18 protein-coding genes are annotated in these 20,428 nt (G+C 48.9%); 14 read left to right on the forward strand and 4 right to left on the reverse strand.

Going from position 1 to position 20,428, the window contains the following annotated elements; genetic code table 11:
* Positions 1–112: 112 nt before the first annotated feature.
* Genes nusG through rpmG form a run of 3 tightly spaced genes read right to left on the reverse strand, consistent with a single transcriptional unit; the run spans position 113 to position 1,067 of the window.
* Positions 113–640, reverse strand: coding sequence for a transcription termination/antitermination protein NusG (nusG, locus tag QZZ36_RS09545; RefSeq protein WP_295080627.1), 528 nt, complete (start codon positions 638–640; stop codon positions 113–115).
* A 25-nt stretch (positions 641–665) separates the two neighbouring features.
* The gene (secE, locus tag QZZ36_RS09550; protein ID WP_295080630.1) at positions 666–899 is read right to left on the reverse strand and encodes a preprotein translocase subunit SecE; all 234 of its coding nucleotides are present in this window, start codon (positions 897–899) and stop codon (positions 666–668) included.
* 18 nt (positions 900–917) lie between these two features.
* Positions 918–1,067 (reverse strand): 50S ribosomal protein L33, encoded by a 150-nt coding sequence (gene rpmG, locus QZZ36_RS09555; RefSeq protein WP_009984160.1) that lies wholly within the window; start codon positions 1,065–1,067, stop codon positions 918–920.
* Between the two features lie 502 nt (positions 1,068–1,569).
* Between rpmG and QZZ36_RS09560 the strand changes: the two genes are divergently transcribed.
* The 12 genes from QZZ36_RS09560 to QZZ36_RS09615 all read left to right on the forward strand — a co-directional run bounded on the left by QZZ36_RS09560 (position 1,570) and on the right by QZZ36_RS09615 (position 14,615).
* Complete coding sequence (locus tag QZZ36_RS09560) at positions 1,570–2,238, forward strand: ATP-dependent Clp protease proteolytic subunit (RefSeq protein WP_295080760.1); 669 nt, start codon at positions 1,570–1,572, stop codon at positions 2,236–2,238.
* Positions 2,239–2,323: 85 nt separating this feature from the next.
* Complete coding sequence (locus tag QZZ36_RS09565) at positions 2,324–4,903, forward strand: DNA translocase FtsK (protein ID WP_295080634.1); 2,580 nt, start codon at positions 2,324–2,326, stop codon at positions 4,901–4,903.
* A 199-nt stretch (positions 4,904–5,102) separates the two neighbouring features.
* Positions 5,103–7,082 (forward strand): YgiQ family radical SAM protein, encoded by a 1,980-nt coding sequence (locus QZZ36_RS09570; RefSeq protein ID WP_295080637.1) that lies wholly within the window; start codon positions 5,103–5,105, stop codon positions 7,080–7,082.
* A gap of 101 nt (positions 7,083–7,183) precedes the next feature.
* Positions 7,184–7,948 carry a ComEC/Rec2 family competence protein gene (locus tag QZZ36_RS09575; RefSeq protein WP_295080764.1) on the forward strand — a complete coding sequence of 255 codons (765 nt, stop codon included), beginning with the start codon at positions 7,184–7,186 and terminating at the stop codon, positions 7,946–7,948.
* On the forward strand, positions 7,945–8,163 hold the full coding sequence (locus QZZ36_RS09580; protein ID WP_295080640.1) for a DUF3006 domain-containing protein: 219 nt from the start codon (positions 7,945–7,947) through the stop codon (positions 8,161–8,163). The genes QZZ36_RS09575 and QZZ36_RS09580 overlap by 4 nt, the downstream gene beginning before the upstream one ends.
* Positions 8,160–9,377, forward strand: a complete 1,218-nt coding sequence (locus QZZ36_RS09585; protein WP_295080643.1) for an NAD(P)/FAD-dependent oxidoreductase — start codon at positions 8,160–8,162, stop codon at positions 9,375–9,377. Before QZZ36_RS09580 ends, QZZ36_RS09585 begins: the two co-directional genes overlap by 4 nt.
* A 29-nt stretch (positions 9,378–9,406) precedes the next feature.
* Positions 9,407–9,766, forward strand: a complete 360-nt coding sequence (locus tag QZZ36_RS09590; protein ID WP_295080646.1) for a YccF domain-containing protein — start codon at positions 9,407–9,409, stop codon at positions 9,764–9,766.
* A 5-nt stretch (positions 9,767–9,771) separates the two neighbouring features.
* Positions 9,772–10,293, forward strand: a complete 522-nt coding sequence (locus tag QZZ36_RS09595) for a putative ABC transporter permease (RefSeq protein WP_295080650.1) — start codon at positions 9,772–9,774, stop codon at positions 10,291–10,293.
* 115 nt (positions 10,294–10,408) lie between these two features.
* Positions 10,409–11,074 carry a (d)CMP kinase gene (cmk, locus tag QZZ36_RS09600; RefSeq protein WP_295080654.1) on the forward strand — a complete coding sequence of 222 codons (666 nt, stop codon included), beginning with the start codon at positions 10,409–10,411 and terminating at the stop codon, positions 11,072–11,074.
* 41 nt (positions 11,075–11,115) lie between these two features.
* Positions 11,116–11,751 (forward strand): lysophospholipid acyltransferase family protein, encoded by a 636-nt coding sequence (locus QZZ36_RS09605; RefSeq protein ID WP_295080657.1) that lies wholly within the window; start codon positions 11,116–11,118, stop codon positions 11,749–11,751.
* Positions 11,744–13,750, forward strand: a complete 2,007-nt coding sequence (locus QZZ36_RS09610; protein WP_295080660.1) for a bifunctional 4-hydroxy-3-methylbut-2-enyl diphosphate reductase/30S ribosomal protein S1 — start codon at positions 11,744–11,746, stop codon at positions 13,748–13,750. Before QZZ36_RS09605 ends, QZZ36_RS09610 begins: the two co-directional genes overlap by 8 nt.
* Positions 13,751–13,814: 64 nt before the next feature.
* Positions 13,815–14,615: a hypothetical protein gene (locus QZZ36_RS09615; protein ID WP_295080663.1), complete on the forward strand. Its 801-nt coding sequence runs from the start codon at positions 13,815–13,817 to the stop codon at positions 14,613–14,615.
* Positions 14,616–14,665: 50 nt separating this feature from the next.
* On the opposite strand, the gene QZZ36_RS09620 is transcribed toward QZZ36_RS09615, so the two are convergent.
* Positions 14,666–18,091, reverse strand: coding sequence for a pectinesterase family protein (locus QZZ36_RS09620; protein WP_295080666.1), 3,426 nt, complete (start codon positions 18,089–18,091; stop codon positions 14,666–14,668).
* Between the two features lie 385 nt (positions 18,092–18,476).
* On the opposite strand from QZZ36_RS09620, the gene hpt reads away from it, so the two are divergent.
* Together hpt and QZZ36_RS09630 are read left to right on the forward strand one after the other, a co-directional pair.
* On the forward strand, positions 18,477–19,025 hold the full coding sequence (gene hpt / locus QZZ36_RS09625; RefSeq protein ID WP_295080669.1) for a hypoxanthine phosphoribosyltransferase: 549 nt from the start codon (positions 18,477–18,479) through the stop codon (positions 19,023–19,025).
* Positions 19,026–19,035: 10 nt separating this feature from the next.
* The gene (locus QZZ36_RS09630; protein WP_295080672.1) at positions 19,036–20,397 is read left to right on the forward strand and encodes an NCS2 family permease; all 1,362 of its coding nucleotides are present in this window, start codon (positions 19,036–19,038) and stop codon (positions 20,395–20,397) included.
* Positions 20,398–20,428: the final 31 nt, after the last annotated feature.

A 20,428-nucleotide genomic window follows, 5' to 3' on the forward strand; every position in this document is an offset into this window, starting at 1 on the left:
CAACTACTTTCTGTGCCATGTATTCGCACCTCCATAAATGTGGTAAATGGCGAGGCAAGAATTATTTTACCTCTCCCACTGAATCCATACTGCGGATTCTTTTTGACCTGAATTAGTCCTCCACCTTGATTACCTGACTTACAGGCAATGTAGTGGGGGTTTCACGACCAAACATTGAGACAAGAAGGTCTACAGTGCGGTCGTCGAGATTGATATTCTGAACGACGCCGATAAATCCGTCCATAGCAGTACCTGATATACGAACGCTGTCGCCGACCTTGAAGTTGACGGAAACTGTATCTGTTTCAACTCCGAAGAGCTTCTGCACCTCTTCTTCCGAAAGGGGGGTAGGCTCTGAAGCCGGACCGACGAAGCCCGTGCAGCCTCTGGTATTTCTCACGACGTACCATGAATCGTCATTCATTATCATTTTAACGAGAACGTAACCCGGATAGGTTTTGCGTTCTACTTCCTTTGTTTTGCCGTCTGTGATCTCAGTAGCTTTTTCGGTAGGAACTCTGACCTCTTGGATAAGTTCATGAAGCTTGCGGTTTTCTACGACCTTTTCAATATTCTGAGCTACCTTGTTTTCATAGCCGGAATATGTGTGGATAACATACCACTTAGCTGCTTCTGACATAATAATCCTCCTGATCTCCTGTTAATTAGCCTGCACTGTAGATTGAACGCAGTGCTGCGAGGAAGCCCTGATCTATCAAACCGACGAGTATTGCTGAAGCGACTATAACGCTGACAACAACAGAAGTGTTGTTAATAACGGTCTTCTTTGTCGGCCAGACCACCTTTTTGAATTCGACCTTGAGATCCTTGAACCACTTGACAATCTTGTTGTCCTGTTTTTTCTCGGACTTCTTTTCCGAAGTTGTATTCTTAGCCATAAAAAATACTCCTTCCGATCACTTTGTTTCCTTATGAAGAGTATGCTTTCTGCAGAACTTGCAATGCTTCATCATTTCGATTCTGTCAGGGTCATTCTTCTTGTTTTTCTTGGAAACATAGTTGCGCTGCTTGCACTCTGTACAAGCTAAAGTAACCTTTACTCTCATATCGGCACCTCCTGAATTATTACTTCCTTTGTTACCAAAGGTAGGTTGTTTGCCTCCCTCGCACGGGGACAAAAAAATAAACCCCCAACGAGGTACTGATATTATAACACATATAAATATAAAAGTCAAGCCCTTTTTGCAAGAAAGTTTTTAGTTTGTAGTTTTTAATGGTTAACAGGGGGTGATATTATCCGCCCCGTACCTTACGCAGCACATAAATGAACCCGATTGCTATAATATTGTTATTTCACAGGAGGGCGAGGACGCCCGTCCATGCAAGGTTGCAATGATATTTTCAATTCGTCCGCGTGAGCGGACACCATAATTACACATTGCGAATTATGCATTACGCATTGGCGGGACGCAGTCCGCACAGTGCTATTGACTTTCATTCAGCTAAGGTATATAATAAATATGTATATGCTTTCGGAAGCTGCACAGAATAGCTTCGGAGGTGTATACATTGTCAGATGAACGCAAAGGCGGTGCAGCCGCCGATGATATGCTCGACGAAGCTGAGCTTATCCGTGAGAGCGGACAAGCTGTAACAAGGAACTCAAAGCACCTGATACACTGTCTCTCAGTGATAGGGCAGATAGAGGGGCACTATGTTCTCGCCGAGCAGAACAAGACCACAAAATACGAGCATATAATCCCGGCTCTCGTCGCTATCGAACAGGACAGGAGCGTTGAGGGACTGCTCATCATACTCAATACCGCCGGCGGCGACGTGGAAGCCGGTCTTGCCCTTGCAGAGCTTATCGCAGGCATGAAAACTCCCACGGTATCGCTGGTAGTCGGCGGCGGACATTCCATAGGCGTTCCCCTTGCGGTAAGCGCTAAACGCTCGTTTATAGTACCCACGGCTTCCATGACCATCCACCCTGTCCGCATGAACGGAACAGTCCTCGGAGTACCGCAGACTCTCTCCTACTTTGACAAAATGCAGGACAGGATAGTCCGGTTCGTCACGAAAAACAGCAATATCACCGAGAAGGACTTCCGCACTCTCCTTATGAACACGGAAGAGCTGGTCCTTGACGTGGGGAGCGTTGTGGAGGGTGAAAAAGCCGTAAATCTGGGACTTATCGACAGCATCGGAAGTCTCGGAGACGCTATGGACTGTCTGTACTATATGATAGAAAATACAGAAAAAAGATATGCGGACTGACCGCAGCTGTGCCGTTACGCGCTTTTTTGCGCAAAAAATATGTTATCATTACGGCACGGCTACATAGAACAAAACGGAGGCATATATGGCAGATACTAAGAAAAAAACAGCGGCTTCAAAGTCAAAGAAGCCGGAAGCTCCCAAAAGGGAGCCTATAAAAAGCCCTGCAAAGGCCGCACCGCAGAACGAGAGCAATCAGCTCTGGTCGATACTTCTATTTGCGCTGGGCGTACTCACAGCACTCATAACATTCATACGGGGCGACAGAGGCTGGCTGGCGCTGCATAAATTCATGCGCGGCAGCTTCGGCATAGCTGCATTCCTTATCCCCGTGATACTCATATACACCGCAGTAAAGCTGGGCAGTGAGCAGACCAAGAAGGACCTCAGCGGCAGAGTCGTGTGGTGTATCGCCATGATATTCCTTGCCAGCGCCGCATTCCAGATATTTGCCGTTGGGCGCATTCCCGGAAGCCGTATCGGCGGTCACATAAAATGCCTCTACAGCGAGGGCGCAGAGCTGAAAAGCGGCGGCGTAGCCAGTATGGTGATAGCAGGTCCTCTGCTGAAATACTTCGGCAAGCTTGGCGCAAGGCTCATTTCCCTCATACTATTCTTCGTGTTCGGTATGCTTCTTTCCGGCAGAGGTCTGCTGGAATTCCTGAAGCTCCTTGCCGCTCCATTCGTTTTCATAGGCAGATGCTTCAACGGACTTCAGAATATGCTGGTTGGCGGAGAATTTGTAGACGCCTTTGACGACGACCTTGACGACGACAAGGAGAAAAAGGACTTTGACGCAGACCTTGAAGCGATAAATATAGCAAATACCCGTAAATCAAGACAGAAGCCCTCGGAAAAGGCTGCTCAGAACAAAAAGGACGTTGAGGCTCTCCCCGACGGTTTTTTCCTTGACATTCCCCTGCCTACCGACCACCTGATAGTTCATGACGGCTATGGAGACGATGATGACGGTCATTCCATAGACATAGATATAGAGCCGCAATCTGTACCGGATACGGCAGCAGAGAAAAAATCCGCTCCTGTCATCGAGGAAAACGAATCAGATGACACGGAAGAGATGACTGATGAGGCACTTGAACAGCTTATCAGCAAGGCTGCCGACGGCAAGCCCGATACTCCGGAGGAGGAATACATCGAAGAAGAAGAGCCTGAGGAGGAAAAGCCCATATACATACTGCCTCCTATAGATATCCTCACCCGCCCCGAAATACGCTCGAACCGCGCCGAAGCCGTTGAGGAAATGCGTGAAAAGGCAGAGGTCATCAAAAACACCCTTTCAAGCTTCGGAGTCGAGGTAAGGATAAAGGACATTTTCCGCGGTCCTTCAATAACACGTTACGAGATACAGCCGGGACCCGGTATAAAGGTATCGAAGATAAAAGGTCTTGAGGACGATATCGCTCTCAGTCTTGCGGCGCAGGGCGTCCGTATCGAAGCTCCCGTTCCCGGCAAGGCTGCTGTAGGAATAGAGATACCGAACTCCACCAAGGACACCGTAACTCTCCGTGAGATCATCGCCTCTCCCGAATTCAGGGACTCAAAAAGCAAGCTGACATTTGCAGTCGGCAAGGACATAACCGGCAATATCATACTCGGCGATATCTCCAAAATGCCCCATGTTATAATCGCAGGTACAACGGGCTCAGGCAAGTCGGTCTGCACCCGCTCCATCATAATGAGCATACTCTACAACGCTACTCCTGACGAGGTAAAGCTCATACTCATAGACCCGAAGATAGTTGAATTCAAGATATTCGAGAATATCCCGCATCTGCTCATACCTATCGTCACCGACTGCAAACGCGCGGCAGGTGCGCTGTGCTGGGCAGTAAACGAAATGATGCGCCGATACAATCTATTCGCGGAGGCAGGCGCAAACGATCTGCGCTCCTACAACGAGCTGGCAGCTGTTGACGGAGACCTTGCTCCCATGCCGCAGATAGTCGTATTCATCGACGAGCTGGCTGATATGATGCTCGTTGCGGGAAAAGATGTGGAGGACTACATCTGCCGCCTCGCCCAGATGGGACGTGCCGCAGGTATGCACCTTGTAGTAGCGACCCAGCGTCCTACCACCGACGTTATCACAGGTCTTATAAAGGCTAATATACCGAGCCGTATCGCACTTTCCGTAAAGTCGCAGATAGACTCGCGCACGATAATAGATATGGCAGGTGCAGACAAGCTCCTCGGAAACGGCGATATGCTGTATATGCCTATCGGCGCAGGCAAGCCCGTCCGCGTACAGGGCTGCTTCTCCTCAAATGAGGATATCGCTGAGACTGTACGTTATATCAAGGCACAGACAGAAGCAAGATACGATCCGAATATCGCCAAGGACGTGGAAATGTATTCAACTCAGTCACAGAACGGCTCCTCAGGAGCTGACAGCGGAGCTGTCACAGGCGGCGGAAGTGACGAGGATATAGTGGAAGCCGCAATAAAGGTAGCTGTCGATGCAGGTCAGCTCTCTACATCGATGCTTCAGAGAAAGCTGAAGCTCGGCTACGCAAGAGCGGCAAGAATAATGGACGAACTTGAAGAACGCGGAGTTATCGGGCAGAGCGAGGGCGCTAAGCCGAGAAAGGTGCTCATGTCGAAAATGCAGTATGACGAGTGGAGACTCCGCAGAATGGATGAATAGATCATAATTTTGCTTCGCAAAATTATGATCTAGTTTAGAGTTGAGAATTTAGAGTTGACAGTTGTGGTGTATCGCCTGCGGCGATATAATTTAAATAATATGAGCACAGCGAACTCATTAACTCTTAACTCTCCACTCTCAATTCTCAACTAAATCAAAATTTAGCAAAGCTAAATTTTGATTTACAGGAGGTGATACCATGTATGAAGGCTTTCTGCCTACCACAAAAAAGGAAATGGACGAGCTCGGAATAGAACAGTTCGATTTCATATACATAACAGGCGACGCCTATGTTGACCACCCAAGCTTCGGCGCGGCTATCGTCACAAGGCTCATCGAAAGCATGGGCTTCACCGTTGGTATCATCTCTCAGCCTGACTGGCATACCGACCGCGACTTCCGGCGCTTCGGCGCTCCTAAATACGCGTTCTTTGTGACCGCAGGAAACATCGACTCAATGGTGGCACACTATACCGCCGCAAAACGCAAGCGCTCCGACGACGCCTATACCGCAGGGGGAGTCGCGGGCAAGCGCCCTGACCGCGCAGTTATAGTGTACTGTCAGAAGCTCCGTGAATACTTCGGTGACATACCAATAGCAATAGGCGGTCTCGAAGCCTCACTGCGCCGTTTTGCGCATTACGACTACTGGGACGACGCTGTGCGTCCCTCGGTCCTTCTTGACAGCGGTGCCGACCTGCTTATGTACGGAATGGGCGAGCATCAGGTGCAGGAGCTCTGCACAAGACTGGCCAACGGCGAAAATATACGGGATATCCATGATATCCGGGGTACCTGTTATCTGACGGAGCCTGTGAATACGCCTATCGGAGCGGCTCAGTGCCCCTCCTTTGAACAGGTGCGCGACAACAAGCTTGAATACGCAAAGGCAGTAAAGATACAGTACGACTGGCAGGACGAGGTCTACGGCAAGACCGTAATACAGCGCCACGGCAAACTCATGCTGGTGCAGCTGCCCCCTGCCTACAGCCTCACTACCGAGGAGCTGGACCATATATACTCTTTTCCCTATACCCGTGCCATACACCCCTCCTATGAGGCTCTGGGCGGTGTTCCTGGTATCGAGGAAGTACGCTTTTCCATAACTCACAACCGCGGCTGCTTCGGCTACTGCAATTTCTGCTCGATAGCTCTTCATCAGGGCAGGCGTATAACCGTCCGCAGCGTTGAATCTGTTCTCGCGGAAGCGGAGAGGATAACCAAAATGCCCGATTTCAAGGGCTACATACACGACGTAGGCGGTCCTACGGCGGACTTCAGACGTCCCTCCTGCGACAAGCAGCTTTCAAAGGGACTATGCATGGGCAAAAAGTGCCTTGCGCCAACTCCGTGTCCGGCGCTGAAGGTCGACCATACGGAATATCTTTCCATGCTGAGGAAGATACGGAAGGTCAAGGGCGTGAAGAAGGTATTTATCCGCTCTGGCATACGCTACGACTATCTCATAGAGGACAAGGACGACGAGTTCATGAAAGAACTCATAATGCACCACATAAGCGGTCAGCTGAAGGTCGCTCCGGAACACTGCTCGGCGGTAGTCCTTGACAAAATGGGAAAGCCCCATATTGAAGCCTACAAGCGCTTTCAGAAGCGCTTTTACGAAATAACCAAGGGCATGGGAAAGGAGCAGTATCTCGTTCCCTATCTTATGTCCTCCCATCCGGGAAGCACCCTGAACTCGGCGATAGACCTTGCCATTTTCCTCAAGGAAAACAAGATACGCCCCGAACAGGTACAGGACTTCTACCCTACTCCGGGCACTATATCCACAGCTATGTTCTATACGGAGCTCGACCCCTATACACTTGAAAAGGTCTATGTTCCGAAGTCTCCTAAGGAAAAGGCTATGCAGAGGGCTCTGCTGCAATATTTCCGTCCGCAGAACAGAGAGATAGTCCTTGAAGCTCTCAAAGCGGCAGGCAGGCGCGACCTCATAGGTTCGTCGCCGAAATGCCTCATAGAAGGCGACTCACGCGGACAGGGCAATACTCCCCGGAAGGGCGGTGAAAAGTCTTGGCAAAATACTTCAAAGACACAGAAAGCTTCGTTCAGGCAGCCGGAGAAAAATACCGGCTCACCCCGTACCAGAAACAGCTTCTCCGGGAACTCGCCGAAAAACGGGAAGAAGAACAGAAACAGCGGAAAAAGAAAGCACTGAAAAATACAGTCTGCCTGCTTATCGCTGCAGTATTGTTCCTCGCAGGCTGGTGGTTCTTCCATAAGCCGCCCAAGCCTTTTCCAAATGAGGACAAGCTTGTAATGCACTTCATTGACGTGGGACAGGGAGACTGCACATTTATCGCCGCTAACGGCATGACTATGCTGGTGGACTGCGGCGAATACGAAGTATCATCTGTTGTTACAGATTACCTCCGAAGCATGGGCGTTACCAAGCTCGATTACCTCATAGCGACTCACCCGCATTCCGACCACATGGGCGGTATGGCTCGTATCATCAACGTCTTTGATATAGGCGAGGTGATAATCCCACATATCCCGGACGAACAGCTCCCGACAGCGGTATTCTTCGACAAATTCCTTGAAAGCTGCGAAAAAAGAGGTCTTGCCATTACAGAGGCAAAGACCGGAATGGTGCTCGAACTGGGCAGGGCGAGCGCGGAGATAGTTTCACCTGACGATATCATATTTGAGGACCTTAACAATTACTCAGTCAGTCTGCTCATAAAACACGGCAGCAACAGCTTTCTGCTCACAGGCGACTGCGAAGCGGAAGCCGAATACGCAATGCTTGAAAGCGACAGGCTGCAGAAGGTCACTCTTTACAAGGCAGGTCATCACGGAAGCTCACGTTCCTCAACAGAGGAGCTTCTCGATATGATACGCCCACAGTCAGCCGTTATATCATGCGGTGCGGAAAATCCCTACGGTCACCCATCTGACGTGACTCTGAAAAGGCTGGAGAAGTATACCGACAAGATCTACCGCACCGATATCTGCGGAAATATAGTTTTTGAATCCGACGGCACAAAGCTCTCGGTACACACGGAAAGGGACGCTCAATGACAGTCATAGACAGATTTGAAGGCGGATATGCCGTTCTCGTAAGCGAAAGCGGCAGTATAACTATCCCGAAGGAACAGCTCCCGCCGGAAGCCGCTGAGGGAGATGTGCTGATATATCAAAACGATTCCTACCTGATAAACAAAGAAGCGACCGCAAAAAAGCGCCGTCAGACACGGTCAAGACTGCGGAAGCTCATAAAGGGAGACAAGCAATGACCGATATCATTATAATAGGCGGAGGCGCGGCAGGCTGCTTCGCGGCAGTAACCGCTGCAAGATACGGAAAAACGGTGCTGCTCTTCGAGAAAAACGAGAAGCTGGGCAGAAAGCTCCGTATTACCGGCAAGGGACGCTGCAACGTCACCAATAACAGCCCCGCAGAGGAACACATGAAGAATATCCCGGTAAATCCGCAGTTCATGTACAGCTCCTTCTCCTGTTTTGACGCTGAGAGTACAATGAGCTTCTTTGAGGAGCTGGGCGTGCCGCTGAAAACAGAACGCGGAAACAGAGTGTTCCCGGTCAGCGATAACGCCAATGATATTGCTGACGCTCTTGCGAGGGAAATGAAAAAGCTGGGCGTGAAGGTCATAAACAAGCGGGTATCAGGGGTACTCACGGATAACGGCGCTGTCTGCGGAGTTACCGCAGGAGGCGAGGAATACCGCTCACAGTCAGTGCTCATAGCCTGCGGTGGCAAGTCCTATCCGGCAACCGGCTCAACTGGCGACGGCTATACTCTTGCAGAGGCACTCGGACACACTGTAACTGAGCTCAAGCCAAGCCTTGTTCCCCTCGTTTCACCGGATAAGTTCTGTGCGGAGATGATGGGGCTTTCCCTCCGCAACGTCACTATAGACCTTATGGACGGAAACAAGTCCATATACAGCGAAATGGGCGAAATGCTCTTCACACACTTCGGAGTTTCGGGACCTCTCGTGCTCAGCGCAAGCTCACATATACGTGATATGCAGCCCAACAGGTACAGGCTTATGATCGACCTGAAACCGGCTCTGTCTGTCGAGCAGCTCGACGCAAGGATACAGCGCGATTTCGCTGAGAACCTCAACCGTGACTTTCAGAACGGCATCAGGAAGCTGCTTCCCGCGAAGCTGATACCGGTAGCGGTAAGGCTGTCGGGGATAGCTCCCGAACGAAAGATAAACGGCATAACCAAAGAGGAAAGGCGCAGATTCGGGGAGCTGATAAAGCATTTCCCCGTAAGGATATCCGGCTTCCGTCCCATAGACGAAGCCATAATCACAAGCGGCGGCATCTCGGTAAAGGAGATAAATCCGAAAACTATGGAGTCAAAGCTGGTCAGCGGTCTGTACTTCGCAGGAGAAGTCATAGACGTTGACGCCTATACCGGCGGATTCAACCTGCAGATAGCTTTTTCCACCGCTTATACGGCGGCTGTTAATATGTAATTATACTATCATGACAAAGAGGGATTAAAATGGGATGTTTAGGTAATTTATTATGGCTGATATTCGGCGGATTATTCGCCGGTCTCAGCTGGTTCTTCATAGGACTGCTCTGGTGTCTGACCATAGTCGGCATACCAATAGGCAGGCAGTGCTTCAAAATGGCAAAGCTTTCATTTGCGCCATTCGGCAAGGAAGTGGAATACGGCGGCGGTCCGGTAAGTCTCATAGTCAACATACTATGGCTGATATTCGGAGGACTTGAAATGGCAGCAGGGTTCGCCGCGATAGGAGCTGTGCTGTGTATCACAATAATCGGAATGCCCTTCGGCGTACAGATGTTCAAGCTGGCAAAGCTGGCTCTAATGCCCTTCGGCGCAAAGGTGAAATGACTTATATGAAAAAGGACTTTTCGCGGACATTTTTTCGCTATGTGTTTGAATTCACAGCCGCAGGCTTCGCAGGCTGGATATATGAAGTGGCTACGGTATGGATAATGTACCGTTATTTCGACAACAGAGGTATGCTGCATCTGCCGGTGATACCAATATATTCCTTCGGAGCCTTTATACTGCTGGCTCTGCTGCGCAGAAAGAGAAATCCCCTCTTTATATTCATTATTGCCACTGTTGTCACAACAGTATTCGAGCTTGCAGCCTCATATCTTCTGGAATTCATATTCCATGAGCAGTTCTGGACATACAATAACTGGTACTTTTCCATACTCGACAGGTCGAGCCTGATATCAAGCTCTATCTTCGGAATAATGGCTGTGGGATACTTTTACCTGCTTCACCCCCTTTCAAAGAAGCTGAGCGAAAATCTGCCCGAAACGGTGTGTTTCGGCACAGGGCTTTTCCTGTCCGCAGCTCTGCTCACAGACGCAGTGATATCTATTGCGGAACATCTGAAAAAGTAATGGAAGTATAACTTTTTGGGTGGTCGAAGACAGGCTGACGTTCGCAATACCGGACAAAATGTTATTTATACAAGCAAATCAGGGCAAGCGCCCTTAAATAAAGGAGTTAAAAACAATGAAAACTGTAAACATCGCAATCGACGGACCTGCAGGCGCAGGAAAAAGCACTATAGCGAAAATGGTATCAAAGCAGCTTGGCTATATCTATGTTGACACAGGCGCTCTGTACCGCACTATCGCTCTATATATAACCGAGAACAAAATTCCCGACAAGGATATCGAGAAGTCTCTCGGCAAAGCTGAGGTTTCACTGAAGTTCATCGATGGAGCACAGAGAGTATTTCTCGGCAAAAGGGACGTTTCCGACCTTATAAGGACTCCGGAGATATCCATGGCGGCTTCACGCACATCTGCCATACCTGCCGTAAGAGCATACCTCTTTGACACTCAGCAGAAAATAGCCCGTGAAAACAACGTAATAATGGACGGAAGAGATATCGGCACGGTAGTTCTCCCCAACGCAGATGTAAAGATATTCCTTACCGCTTCCGCAGAGGAAAGAGCCAACCGCCGCTACAAGGAGCTCCTTGAAAAGCCGGACTGCCCCACATATCAGGAGATACTTGACGATATCATCAAGCGTGACTATCAGGATATGCACCGCAAGACAGCTCCGCTGAAACAGGCTGAGGACGCCGTGCTCGTTGATACCACAAAGCTGAACTTAGAGGAATCCGCAGAGGCTATCGTGAAGATAATCAGCGAAAAGATAGAGAAATAAGCACCGGCACTTAAAGAACCCTGCATCATAAGGAGAAGATAATGTATTACTTAGTAAAATTCGTCGTGCGGCTTTATTTCAGACTTATGTACAAGCTGCGCATTGAGGGAAAAGACAACATTCCCGATGATTCGACCGTAATTTATGCCTGCAATCACCGCAGCAACGCTGATCCGCCGCTTCTCGGCTGCGCGGCGAAGGGAAAATTCGCATTCATGGCAAAGGAGGAGCTCTTCAGGAACAAGCTCTTCGCATGGCTGATTCGCTCCCTCGGAGCTTTCCCCGTTGCACGCGGCAAGGGCGATACCGCAGTTATCGACACTGCTGTTGAAAGGCTCGGTTCAAACCGCAGCCTCATGATATTCCCTGAGGGTACACGTTCAAAGGACGGCAAGGTGGGCAGGGGTCATACAGGAGCCGCTCTCATCGCCGCAAGGGCAGGCAAGCCTGTGATACCCGTGGGCATATGCTACGGTGAAAAGCTGAGGTTCCGTACTCCCCTTACCGTAAAATTCGGCAAGCCCATTGATCCTGCGGAATACTGCGAGACAGGCGATAATCCCAATCCTCGTCAGCTCGTCAAGCTCAAAAACCGCTATATGGCGGACATAAAGCTGCTTGTTGAGGGAGAGCCGGAGACTTCTGCGGATACAAAGGAGGAGAGCGCTGATGAGTAAGGTCACTGTCGCAAAATCCGCAGGCTTCTGCTTCGGAGTTGACAGAGCTGTGAAAATGGTCTACGGAGAGCTGGAAAAGAATACAAATGTCGCTACTCTCGGTCCTATTATCCACAATCAGGACGTTGTGAACGATATGAAGGCAAAGGGCGCAAGGATAATAGAATCCGTTGATGAGCTGAGCCCCGACGAGACCGTGGTTATCCGCTCCCACGGCGTAGGCAGGGAGATATACGACCAGATACAGGCAAAAGGCAACCGTATGCTGGACGCGACCTGTCCATTTGTGTCCCGTATACATAAAATAGTGGCGGAAAAGTCCGCGGAAGGCTACTTTATTCTTATCGCAGGCGACAGAGATCACCCTGAAGTCCAGGGCATAGTTGGTCATTGTGACGAAAATTGCATGGTTTTCAAGGACAACTTTGAGCTAAAAGACTTTTTTGAAAAAAATTATAAAAATTTGCAAAAAAAGCTTGCAATTGTGGCGCAAACGACGTATAATATAGTAGTATGGGGTGAGTGTTTAAACGTGATCCCGAAGGACGATCCGAATATTGTTATATACGATACGATATGCAACGCTACAGACACACGTCAGTCAGACGCTGCCAAGCTTGCCAGGGAATCCGACATTATGCTTGTAGTCGGCGGCAGGCACAGTTCCAATACCGTTAAACTCTACGAGGTATGCAGCAGGTACTGTAAAACCTATCATATCGAAAATTCGGACGAGCTTCGGTCATTAAAGCTTCCAAATGCCAAAAATATCGGCATTACTGCCGGGGCATCAACCCCCGCCTATATAATCAAGGAGGTACAAACCAAAATGGCAGAAAATGAAATTCTTGCAGCTAATCAGGATGAGGATATCGATTTTGCTCAGGCTATCGATGAGTCATTCAAAAAAATACATACAGGAGAGAAAGTTAAAGGCATTGTTATCGCCGTAAACAACACAGAGGCTATCGTAGACCTCGGCACAAAGCATACCGGCTATGTTGCTCTTGACGACCTTACAGACGATCCATCAAAGAAGCCTTCTGACATCGTCAGCGTAGGCGACGAGATCGATCTTGTTGTAATCAAGGTAAACGACGCTGAGGGTACAGCTGCTCTCTCAAAGAAGAAGGTCGACGAACAGGCCGGCTATGAGAAGATAGTACAGGCTAAGGAAGAAGGCACTGTTCTTGAAGGCGTTGTTCAGAGCGTTGTAAACAAGGGTATCACACTCACAGTTATGGGTGTAAGAGTATTTATCCCCGCTTCACTCACAGGTCTTCCGAGAGGCGCTGAGCTTGAGCAGCTTCTCAAGAAGAAGGTAGAGTTCATCGTTATTGAGGTATCAGAGGGCGGCAGAAAGAGAGCTGTTGGTTCGATCAAGGCTGTACAGAGCGCTAAGAAGGAAGAAGCTAAGGCAAGATTCTGGGAAACAGCTGAGGTCGGCAAGACATATACTGGCAAGGTAAAGTCACTTACAAGCTTCGGTGCATTCGTTGATCTCGGCGGCATCGACGGTATGGTACACATCTCAGAGCTCTCATGGAAGAGGATCAAGCACCCGAGCGAAGTCGTAAATGTTGGTGATACTCTTGAAGTATACATCAAGGATCTCGACAGAGAGGCTAACAGGATATCACTCGGCTTCAAGAAGGCTGAGGACAATCCGTGGGAGATCTTCAAGTCACAGTATCAGGTAGGCGACGTAGTTAAGGCTACTATCGTTTCTATCACAAGCTTCGGTGCTTTTGCACAGATCATCGACGGAGTTGACGGTCTTATCCACATCTCACAGATCGCTGACCAGAAGGTGGAGAATGTCAAGGACGTTCTTACTGTAGGCGATGTTGTTGACGTTAAGATCATTGACATCGACGAAGAGTCAAAGAGAATCAGCATCTCAATGCGTGCTCTCCTTGAGAATGAAAACGAGGACGAGGCTGAGGCTGACGAAGAGGAAGCTGAAACAGAAGCAGCTCCTGCTGAGGACGCTGAATAATCATTAAATACCGGGGCTGCACCAGGGTGCAGCCCTTTTTATATTTTTTATGAGGTGATAAGATATGAGAAAAAATTACATTGTCCCGCTTGTTATGAGTACACTTCTTTTCTCGTCATGTACCAAGGGAATAACTGACGACCGCACCAACGATACAACTGTGACGACAACAGATGTGACCACAACAGCAGAAGCTGAAACAACGACCAGTACAACGGAAACATCAGCGACAACAAACACAAGATCCACCACCACCGCAAAAACAACTTCCACAACAACTACAACTGCAGCTTCTACTTCTGCCACAACAACAACTGAAAAAACGACCGAGGCGCCGACTGAACCCGCAACCGAGCCCGATCCCGACGCAGAAGACAAAAAGCTACTCAAAGCTATCAATGAGCTGAAAGATAATTATAAATATTTCTATCTCAATCACCAGCCGGACGGCACATTAACACATTATACCCCCGACGGTGAATTGGTTGACTATAAGAACCTTGAAAACTATATGGTCTATGAAGCCGGGACTATCCCGATCGACAGAGTTCTCGGCAGCATCACCGACGAGCAGGACGTTATAGCCAAGGCAAGAGAGGTACTTCTCAAAGGTAACGGTCAGGAGTATATGGACTGGCTCGAAAAAGAGCCCGCAAGTTCTGACGGTACAAGATACATAAGGGAAAATCCACCCATCGTTGCCACTTATTACGAAGACTATGACACATGGTATATCTACCCCACCTCGCCGAGCTGGAAGAGAGAGGACGGAAAAGGCGGCGTTGTCGCATGGAGCGAAGGACCTTCCTTTATGTGTATCCGCGGCAGCGACGGCAAGCTCCTGGGCACCTGTATCAAATACTAAGATTCGTTTGTATATCAAAAAAGCCGAGTGCGTATGCACCCGGCTTTTTATCATTCTATCGGAAGTGATGTTACAAGATGGAGCAGATAACGCTGTATAGCAAGTGCGTCATTGGAGGTGATACCGTTTCCGCCTTCAACATCTCCGTTTGCAGCGCCCTGCTCTGTGATGTGATGTGAGTCGCTGCCGTTCACACCGTACTTATTCGGATTAGCCAGAGCCTGCATAATAAGTACCGCATCTGACAGGTCTACTATACTGTCACAGTTAGCGTCGCCTGCCATTCCCTGTACAGGAGGCTGAGTCGTTGTAGTTGTTGTTGTGGTGGTAGTTGGTGTGGTGGTGGTTGTAGTGGTTGTTTCTTTTACCTTTTCCTTTACGAATACCGTATAGTTCATGCAGGCACCGCTCATGCCGTTTGTACCGAGAGTAAGCGAACCGCCTGCGTTTACATCAATAGCATAAACATCAAAGGCTCTTACCGCCTCGCTGTCGTTTATCTCCACCACATCTCCCAGCTTCGTGAAGCTGCTCAGCCACGACGGCGGAGTTGTTACACGCTGGTCAAGTGCCACATATACTGTGATATCCTTTGCAGCTGTGAGCACCGCAAGGTCTGAATCTGTATTCTTTGAGTTGCAGGCTGTGATTATATGCTCACCGCCGCTTATAACTGACGGAACAGAAGCGATAACGTGCTCACGGTCGCCGAAAGCCTTGTCTCCGACAGAAAAGCTCTCTGCAATGGACCACTGTGAGCCGTAGCTCGCGTCAAGAACACCAAGTCTTGCTATAAGTGTGCTTCTGATGTACTCGTCATATCTCGGAGGAACATCGCCGCCCTCGGAAACTGTTCCGGCATTGTAAGTCTTGTTCTGCATTCTTCCGGCATAAGCGGTAACATCTGACTTGGCAGCGTCTGCTGAGGTCACGCTGTAGCTGCTGTATATCTTCGAGGAATCTGTATCGAAGTTGTCGTAGCCGTCGCCGCCGCCCTGAAGATTGTTTATGTATGCCTTGTCATTGCGTGAGTTAACTGTCTGATAGGCAAGTGAATTTCCCATATTGCAGCTAACGAACTTGTCTCCGTAGGACTTGATAGTACCGGAATACTGGTCGTTGCCCATATTCACAGCGTCAAGGGGCAGATTTGTATTTTCATAGTAGTTGGCTTCGGAGAATACCTTTGAATTGTAGGAAGCTCCGATACCGTACTGCTTGTTGTTGTAGAAGTAGTTGTTATAGCTGTGAACGTGCGCGTTCCTTGCACGTGGATTACGGGACTCGGTGTTATTGAACCAGTTGTGGTGATAGGTTATCCAGTCCTGCTGATGACTTGTAGAACCGCCTACAAGAGAGGTCTTGTGAGCGTCCTTGAAGATATTGTAGGATACTGTTACATACTCAGACCACTTGATATCGAGCGAGCCGTCGCCGTCTGACTTGTCGTCGTCAACTATACCGTTGCCGGCAAAAGCATTGTAGCCCTTTTCGATAGTATTGTTGTGTATCCACATATTCGTGGACTTGTGGTCTGACGAGCCCGACACGGATACTCCGTCATCGGGATACTTGCCCAGCCAGAGATTGCGCACCTCGCAGCTTGCCGAGCGCTTCATCTCGAAGCCCCACTGATTGAGCGAGGTATCATAGCCGATGCCCTCGACAGTTACGTTCTCGCCGTTCTGGAGATAGAGCATATTTGAGCCGTCATTCTGCTGACCGTCATTTGCCTTTGCTCCGGAGGGAACATCAATGCTGCCTATAAGACGGAAGTCCACATTCTTGGGCTTGCCGTTATAGAAAATATTGTAAAGGCCTGTCTGACCGTTATAGGTGATAGTGTCCTTGTTGGAGTTGGTAACGTATATTACCGTAACTCCCGATTTGAGAGTACCGTCGTTGTTGTAGGCGCCTACTCCGCTGTTGTTGTTCCAGTGGGCATAGCCGCTCCTGTCGAAAGCCATAGTCTTTACGTCACAGCCGGCAGAACCGTTCGAGCCCTGAATACTTATGCTGTAAGTGGTATTCCCCTTCAGTCCGGGGATATCCACTCTTGAACCGCGGATAAGCTCGGAGTCAACAGCTGTATAATCCGATGTACCTGCTAAAGCATAGCTTACCTTTACGTTATTGCCCAGCTTTGAGCTGTCCCACTCAACAAAGGCTTCCTCGAACCAGCCGCCGCAGGTCTTTATTGCGCCCTCGATATTTGAAGAGCCCTGACTGCTGTCTCCGCTGCCGGAGCTGCTGCTCACGCCGTTGATATAGGAGGGCGTCCAGTTGTTCATATAGCTCTGTATGCTGATATTCGCAGCGTCGCTGTCGGAGACAGTATGTCCCCTGCGCTGTGAAAGGTCAACACGCTGACCGTTTGAGAGCTTGGTGCCGTTCTCCTTGAAGCCGTCAACGCTTTCCGGCTCAACACCACTCATTGACGTCCAGCCTGCTGCTGTTATCATATTGCTGTTCTGGAGAGTGGTATTCACGAAGAGCACCTTGGCTGTCTGTCCCCACGGTCTGCCAAGATATCCCGCGCTTACGGTAAGGTCGGGATTCGCTGTTACTCTGCAGTCCTTGAAGAGATATCCTGTATATGGGCTTCCCTGCTCTCTTGCGGCTGTGATGTAGCCGCCTACGGAACCGCTGCTGTAGCCCTTCCAGCGAAGCTCACAGCTGTCAAACACAGCGTTGCTTCCGCCGAAGATATAGTCAGTCTGTCCTTCGATAAGGCAGTTCTTGTAATACTGAGGCGAACCGCCGGTATAAAGGGTATCCTGACTTGACAGGAACTTGCAGTTCAGGAACTCGGCATAGCCCGTATCCACGGAAAGCGCCGCTGCACGCTCTGTGGCAGCCTTTGCCTTTACGTCCGTCCAGCTGTTTCTCACCTGAGTTATCTTTGTGACGGAGGTGTCGCCTGTGAGTTCAACTCCGTCATTGAGCTCCTCCTGAGTTATATAGCGGTTGAAGGAATTCTCGAAAACGATATTCTCAGCCTTGAAGTTGGTAGCCTTCGGCCAGAGCTGTACAGTTGCGCCCCAGCGGTAGTTGGCTACGTTCTTGCCGCTCTTTGAAGCTGCAAGGCTGGAATCGTAATAGCCCTTGGAGTTTGCGCTGTAGTACTTATAGCCTATTCCGTAATACCATGTAAGCACTGCGTCGCCCTTGTCAGGCTCGTCGTTTTTGAAGGTGATGTAGGGAGTCTGAACGATGACCTGCTGACGGTATGTACCGGGAGCAATGTGTATCGTTACTCGTGTGGATTCCGATGACGGATTGAGACTTGCTGCCTTGTCAACAGCCGCCTGCACTGTTGAGAAGTTGTTGCTTCTGCCGGAGTAGCCTACATACAGATCCGTACCTGCTGCGTCTGCCTTTATCGGCACTATGGCCGACATATACGCAAGCAGTACGAAAAAGGCGGCTGCAAAGGCAAAAAGCTGCAAAGCAAGCTTGCTTTTTTTACTAACCATGTCTTTTTCTCCTTTTCATTTTAAAGCTCTGCTGCCTAAAGCAAAGCTTATTTCAGCCCTATGGCGATATCCCGTTTCCCACAGCGAAAAGAAACTTCAGAATATACACCTATACACCATAATTATAGCATGATTAGTGATAGTTGTAAATAATTGTTAAAATATGGTCATACGATTCAGCATTGTATACAACAAGAAAGTCTGTCGTTTGGTCATTTTCCCATTTTAAGCCTGTTTTTTAAGCCGGCAGACTTGTTTTAACCCGGCATCTGCCATTTGCTCTCAGACACACTCCGCTATGTGAAATGTATTGACAATTGGTATCAGCATGATATAATTAATGTATAATTATTTCTGACAAAAAACACAGCACAGGAGGAGTTATATGAAATTTGACAGCACTGAAGACTGGAAAAGCAAGATCAAACGAATTATTATCACCGAGGAAGAAATAAAGGAAGAAATAAAAAAAGCGGGAGATTATATCAATTCGCTTTACGACGGCTCTCCCATACTGCTCGTCAGCATACTCAAGGGAGCTTTCATATTTATGGCAGACCTTTGCCGTGAAGTCAAGGTCCCCTGCGAGATAGCATTCATGGCTGCAAAGAGCTATTTTGAGGGCACACAGTCCTCTGGTCACGTTGAGATAACCATGGACCTAAAACATGATATCAGCAGCTATCACGTCGTTATCATTGAGGACATCATCGATACCGGACGTACTCTCAACGAAATAAAAAAGATACTCAATGTAAGAGAGCCTCTGTCTCTCCATATCATAACGCTGCTTGACAAGCCCGAACGCCGTGTGGTAGAGCTGAAAGCGGACTACTCACTCTTCACTATCCCCGATTACTTTGTTATAGGCTACGGTCTCGACTACGGCGAGTTCTATCGCAATCTCCCGTACATAGCAGAATTTGCGGAATGAGGTGTAATATATGCTTGAAAAGATATTCAAACTGAAAGAACGCGGCACGAACGTAAAGACAGAAATAGCCGCAGGTATAACCACATTTATGACAATGGCGTACATACTCGCCGTAAATCCGAATATTCTCTCAGCAACAGGCATGGACAGCACAGCCGTTCTCCTTGCCACCTGTCTTGCTTCATTTATAGGCACGGTTTGCATGGCATTCATGGCTGATCTGCCATTCGCTCTTTCAGCAGGCATGGGACTGAACGCTTACATGGCTTACACAGTATGCGGAAACCTCGGCTATCCGTGGCAGGTCGCACTCCTTGCGGTATTCATAGAGGGTATAATATTCATCGTTCTCTCACTTACCAAGGTCAGGGAAGCTATTTTCGACGCTATTCCCCTTTCGCTGAAACGCGCGGTCTCCGTGGGAATAGGTCTTTTCATCGCCTTTATAGGACTTCAGAACGCAGGTCTCGCAGTAGACTCCTCTACTCTCGTACAGCTTGTGAACTTCCGCGAAAACTTCAATACAACAGGTATATGCGCACTCCTTGCAATCATAGGACTGCTTGTCATGTCCATACTTTACATAAAAAGGGTAAAGGGAGCGATACTCATCGGTATCGTCGCAACGTGGATACTGGGTATCATATGCGAACTCACGGGACTTTACGTACCTGACGCTGCCGCAGAAGCCTACTCCCTTATTCCCTCTTTCAGCATGACTGACTTCTCAAAGCTGGGCGATACCTTTGGTCAGTGTTTCAAGGTAGACTTTGACGCTGTAGGCATATTCAACTTCATCGTTGTAATATTCTCCTTCCTCTTCGTTGACCTGTTCGACACTCTCGGCACTCTTATCGGTGTCAGCACAAAGGCTGGACTTCTCGACAAGGAGGGAAAGCTCCCGGCTATTCGTCCCGCCCTCATGGCGGACGCTGTTGCGACTACCGCAGGCGCTGTGCTCGGTACTTCCACTACGACCACATTTGTGGAGTCCTCCGCAGGCGTAGCGGCAGGCGGAAGAACAGGTCTCACAGCTCTTACAACAGCAGTGCTTTTCCTGCTGTCAATGTTCCTCGCACCGATATTCATTGCGATACCGGCGTTTGCGACAGCTCCCGCGCTGATACTTGTTGGCTTCCTTATGTTCTGCACGGTATCGGAGATAAAGGTGGACGAAAAGAGTTATACATCGGCTATCCCGGCATATCTCTGCGTAATAGCCATGCCGCTGTTCTACAGCATATCCGAAGGTATATCCATAGGCGTTATATCTTATGTGGTAATTAATATTGTGTGCGGAAAGCGCAAGGAGATAAACCCAATAATGTACATACTCGCGGTACTTTTTTTGCTCAAATACATATTCCTGTAAATCAAAATTTAGCAAAGCTAAATTTTGATTT

Source organism: Ruminococcus sp. (genome assembly GCF_016287535.1).
In the GTDB taxonomy this organism is placed as follows: Bacteria; Bacillota; Clostridia; order Oscillospirales; family Ruminococcaceae; genus Ruminococcus.

Bases quoted from the DNA above. Each gene is read 5' to 3' on its own strand.
- nusG (WP_295080627.1), bottom strand. From the start codon at position 640: ATGTCAGAAGCAGCTAAGTGGTATGTTATCCACACATATTCCGGCTAT.
- secE (WP_295080630.1), bottom strand. From the start codon at position 899: ATGGCTAAGAATACAACTTCGGAAAAGAAGTCCGAGAAAAAACAGGAC.
- rpmG (WP_009984160.1), bottom strand. From the start codon at position 1,067: ATGAGAGTAAAGGTTACTTTAGCTTGTACAGAGTGCAAGCAGCGCAAC.
- QZZ36_RS09560 (WP_295080760.1), top strand. From the start codon at position 1,570: ATGCTCGACGAAGCTGAGCTTATCCGTGAGAGCGGACAAGCTGTAACA.
- QZZ36_RS09565 (WP_295080634.1), top strand. From the start codon at position 2,324: ATGGCAGATACTAAGAAAAAAACAGCGGCTTCAAAGTCAAAGAAGCCG.
- QZZ36_RS09570 (WP_295080637.1), top strand. From the start codon at position 5,103: ATGTATGAAGGCTTTCTGCCTACCACAAAAAAGGAAATGGACGAGCTC.
- QZZ36_RS09575 (WP_295080764.1), top strand. From the start codon at position 7,184: ATGCACTTCATTGACGTGGGACAGGGAGACTGCACATTTATCGCCGCT.
- QZZ36_RS09580 (WP_295080640.1), top strand. From the start codon at position 7,945: ATGACAGTCATAGACAGATTTGAAGGCGGATATGCCGTTCTCGTAAGC.
- QZZ36_RS09585 (WP_295080643.1), top strand. From the start codon at position 8,160: ATGACCGATATCATTATAATAGGCGGAGGCGCGGCAGGCTGCTTCGCG.
- QZZ36_RS09590 (WP_295080646.1), top strand. From the start codon at position 9,407: ATGGGATGTTTAGGTAATTTATTATGGCTGATATTCGGCGGATTATTC.
- QZZ36_RS09595 (WP_295080650.1), top strand. From the start codon at position 9,772: ATGAAAAAGGACTTTTCGCGGACATTTTTTCGCTATGTGTTTGAATTC.
- cmk (WP_295080654.1), top strand. From the start codon at position 10,409: ATGAAAACTGTAAACATCGCAATCGACGGACCTGCAGGCGCAGGAAAA.
- QZZ36_RS09605 (WP_295080657.1), top strand. From the start codon at position 11,116: ATGTATTACTTAGTAAAATTCGTCGTGCGGCTTTATTTCAGACTTATG.
- QZZ36_RS09610 (WP_295080660.1), top strand. From the start codon at position 11,744: ATGAGTAAGGTCACTGTCGCAAAATCCGCAGGCTTCTGCTTCGGAGTT.
- QZZ36_RS09615 (WP_295080663.1), top strand. From the start codon at position 13,815: ATGAGAAAAAATTACATTGTCCCGCTTGTTATGAGTACACTTCTTTTC.
- QZZ36_RS09620 (WP_295080666.1), bottom strand. From the start codon at position 18,091: ATGGTTAGTAAAAAAAGCAAGCTTGCTTTGCAGCTTTTTGCCTTTGCA.
- hpt (WP_295080669.1), top strand. From the start codon at position 18,477: ATGAAATTTGACAGCACTGAAGACTGGAAAAGCAAGATCAAACGAATT.
- QZZ36_RS09630 (WP_295080672.1), top strand. From the start codon at position 19,036: ATGCTTGAAAAGATATTCAAACTGAAAGAACGCGGCACGAACGTAAAG.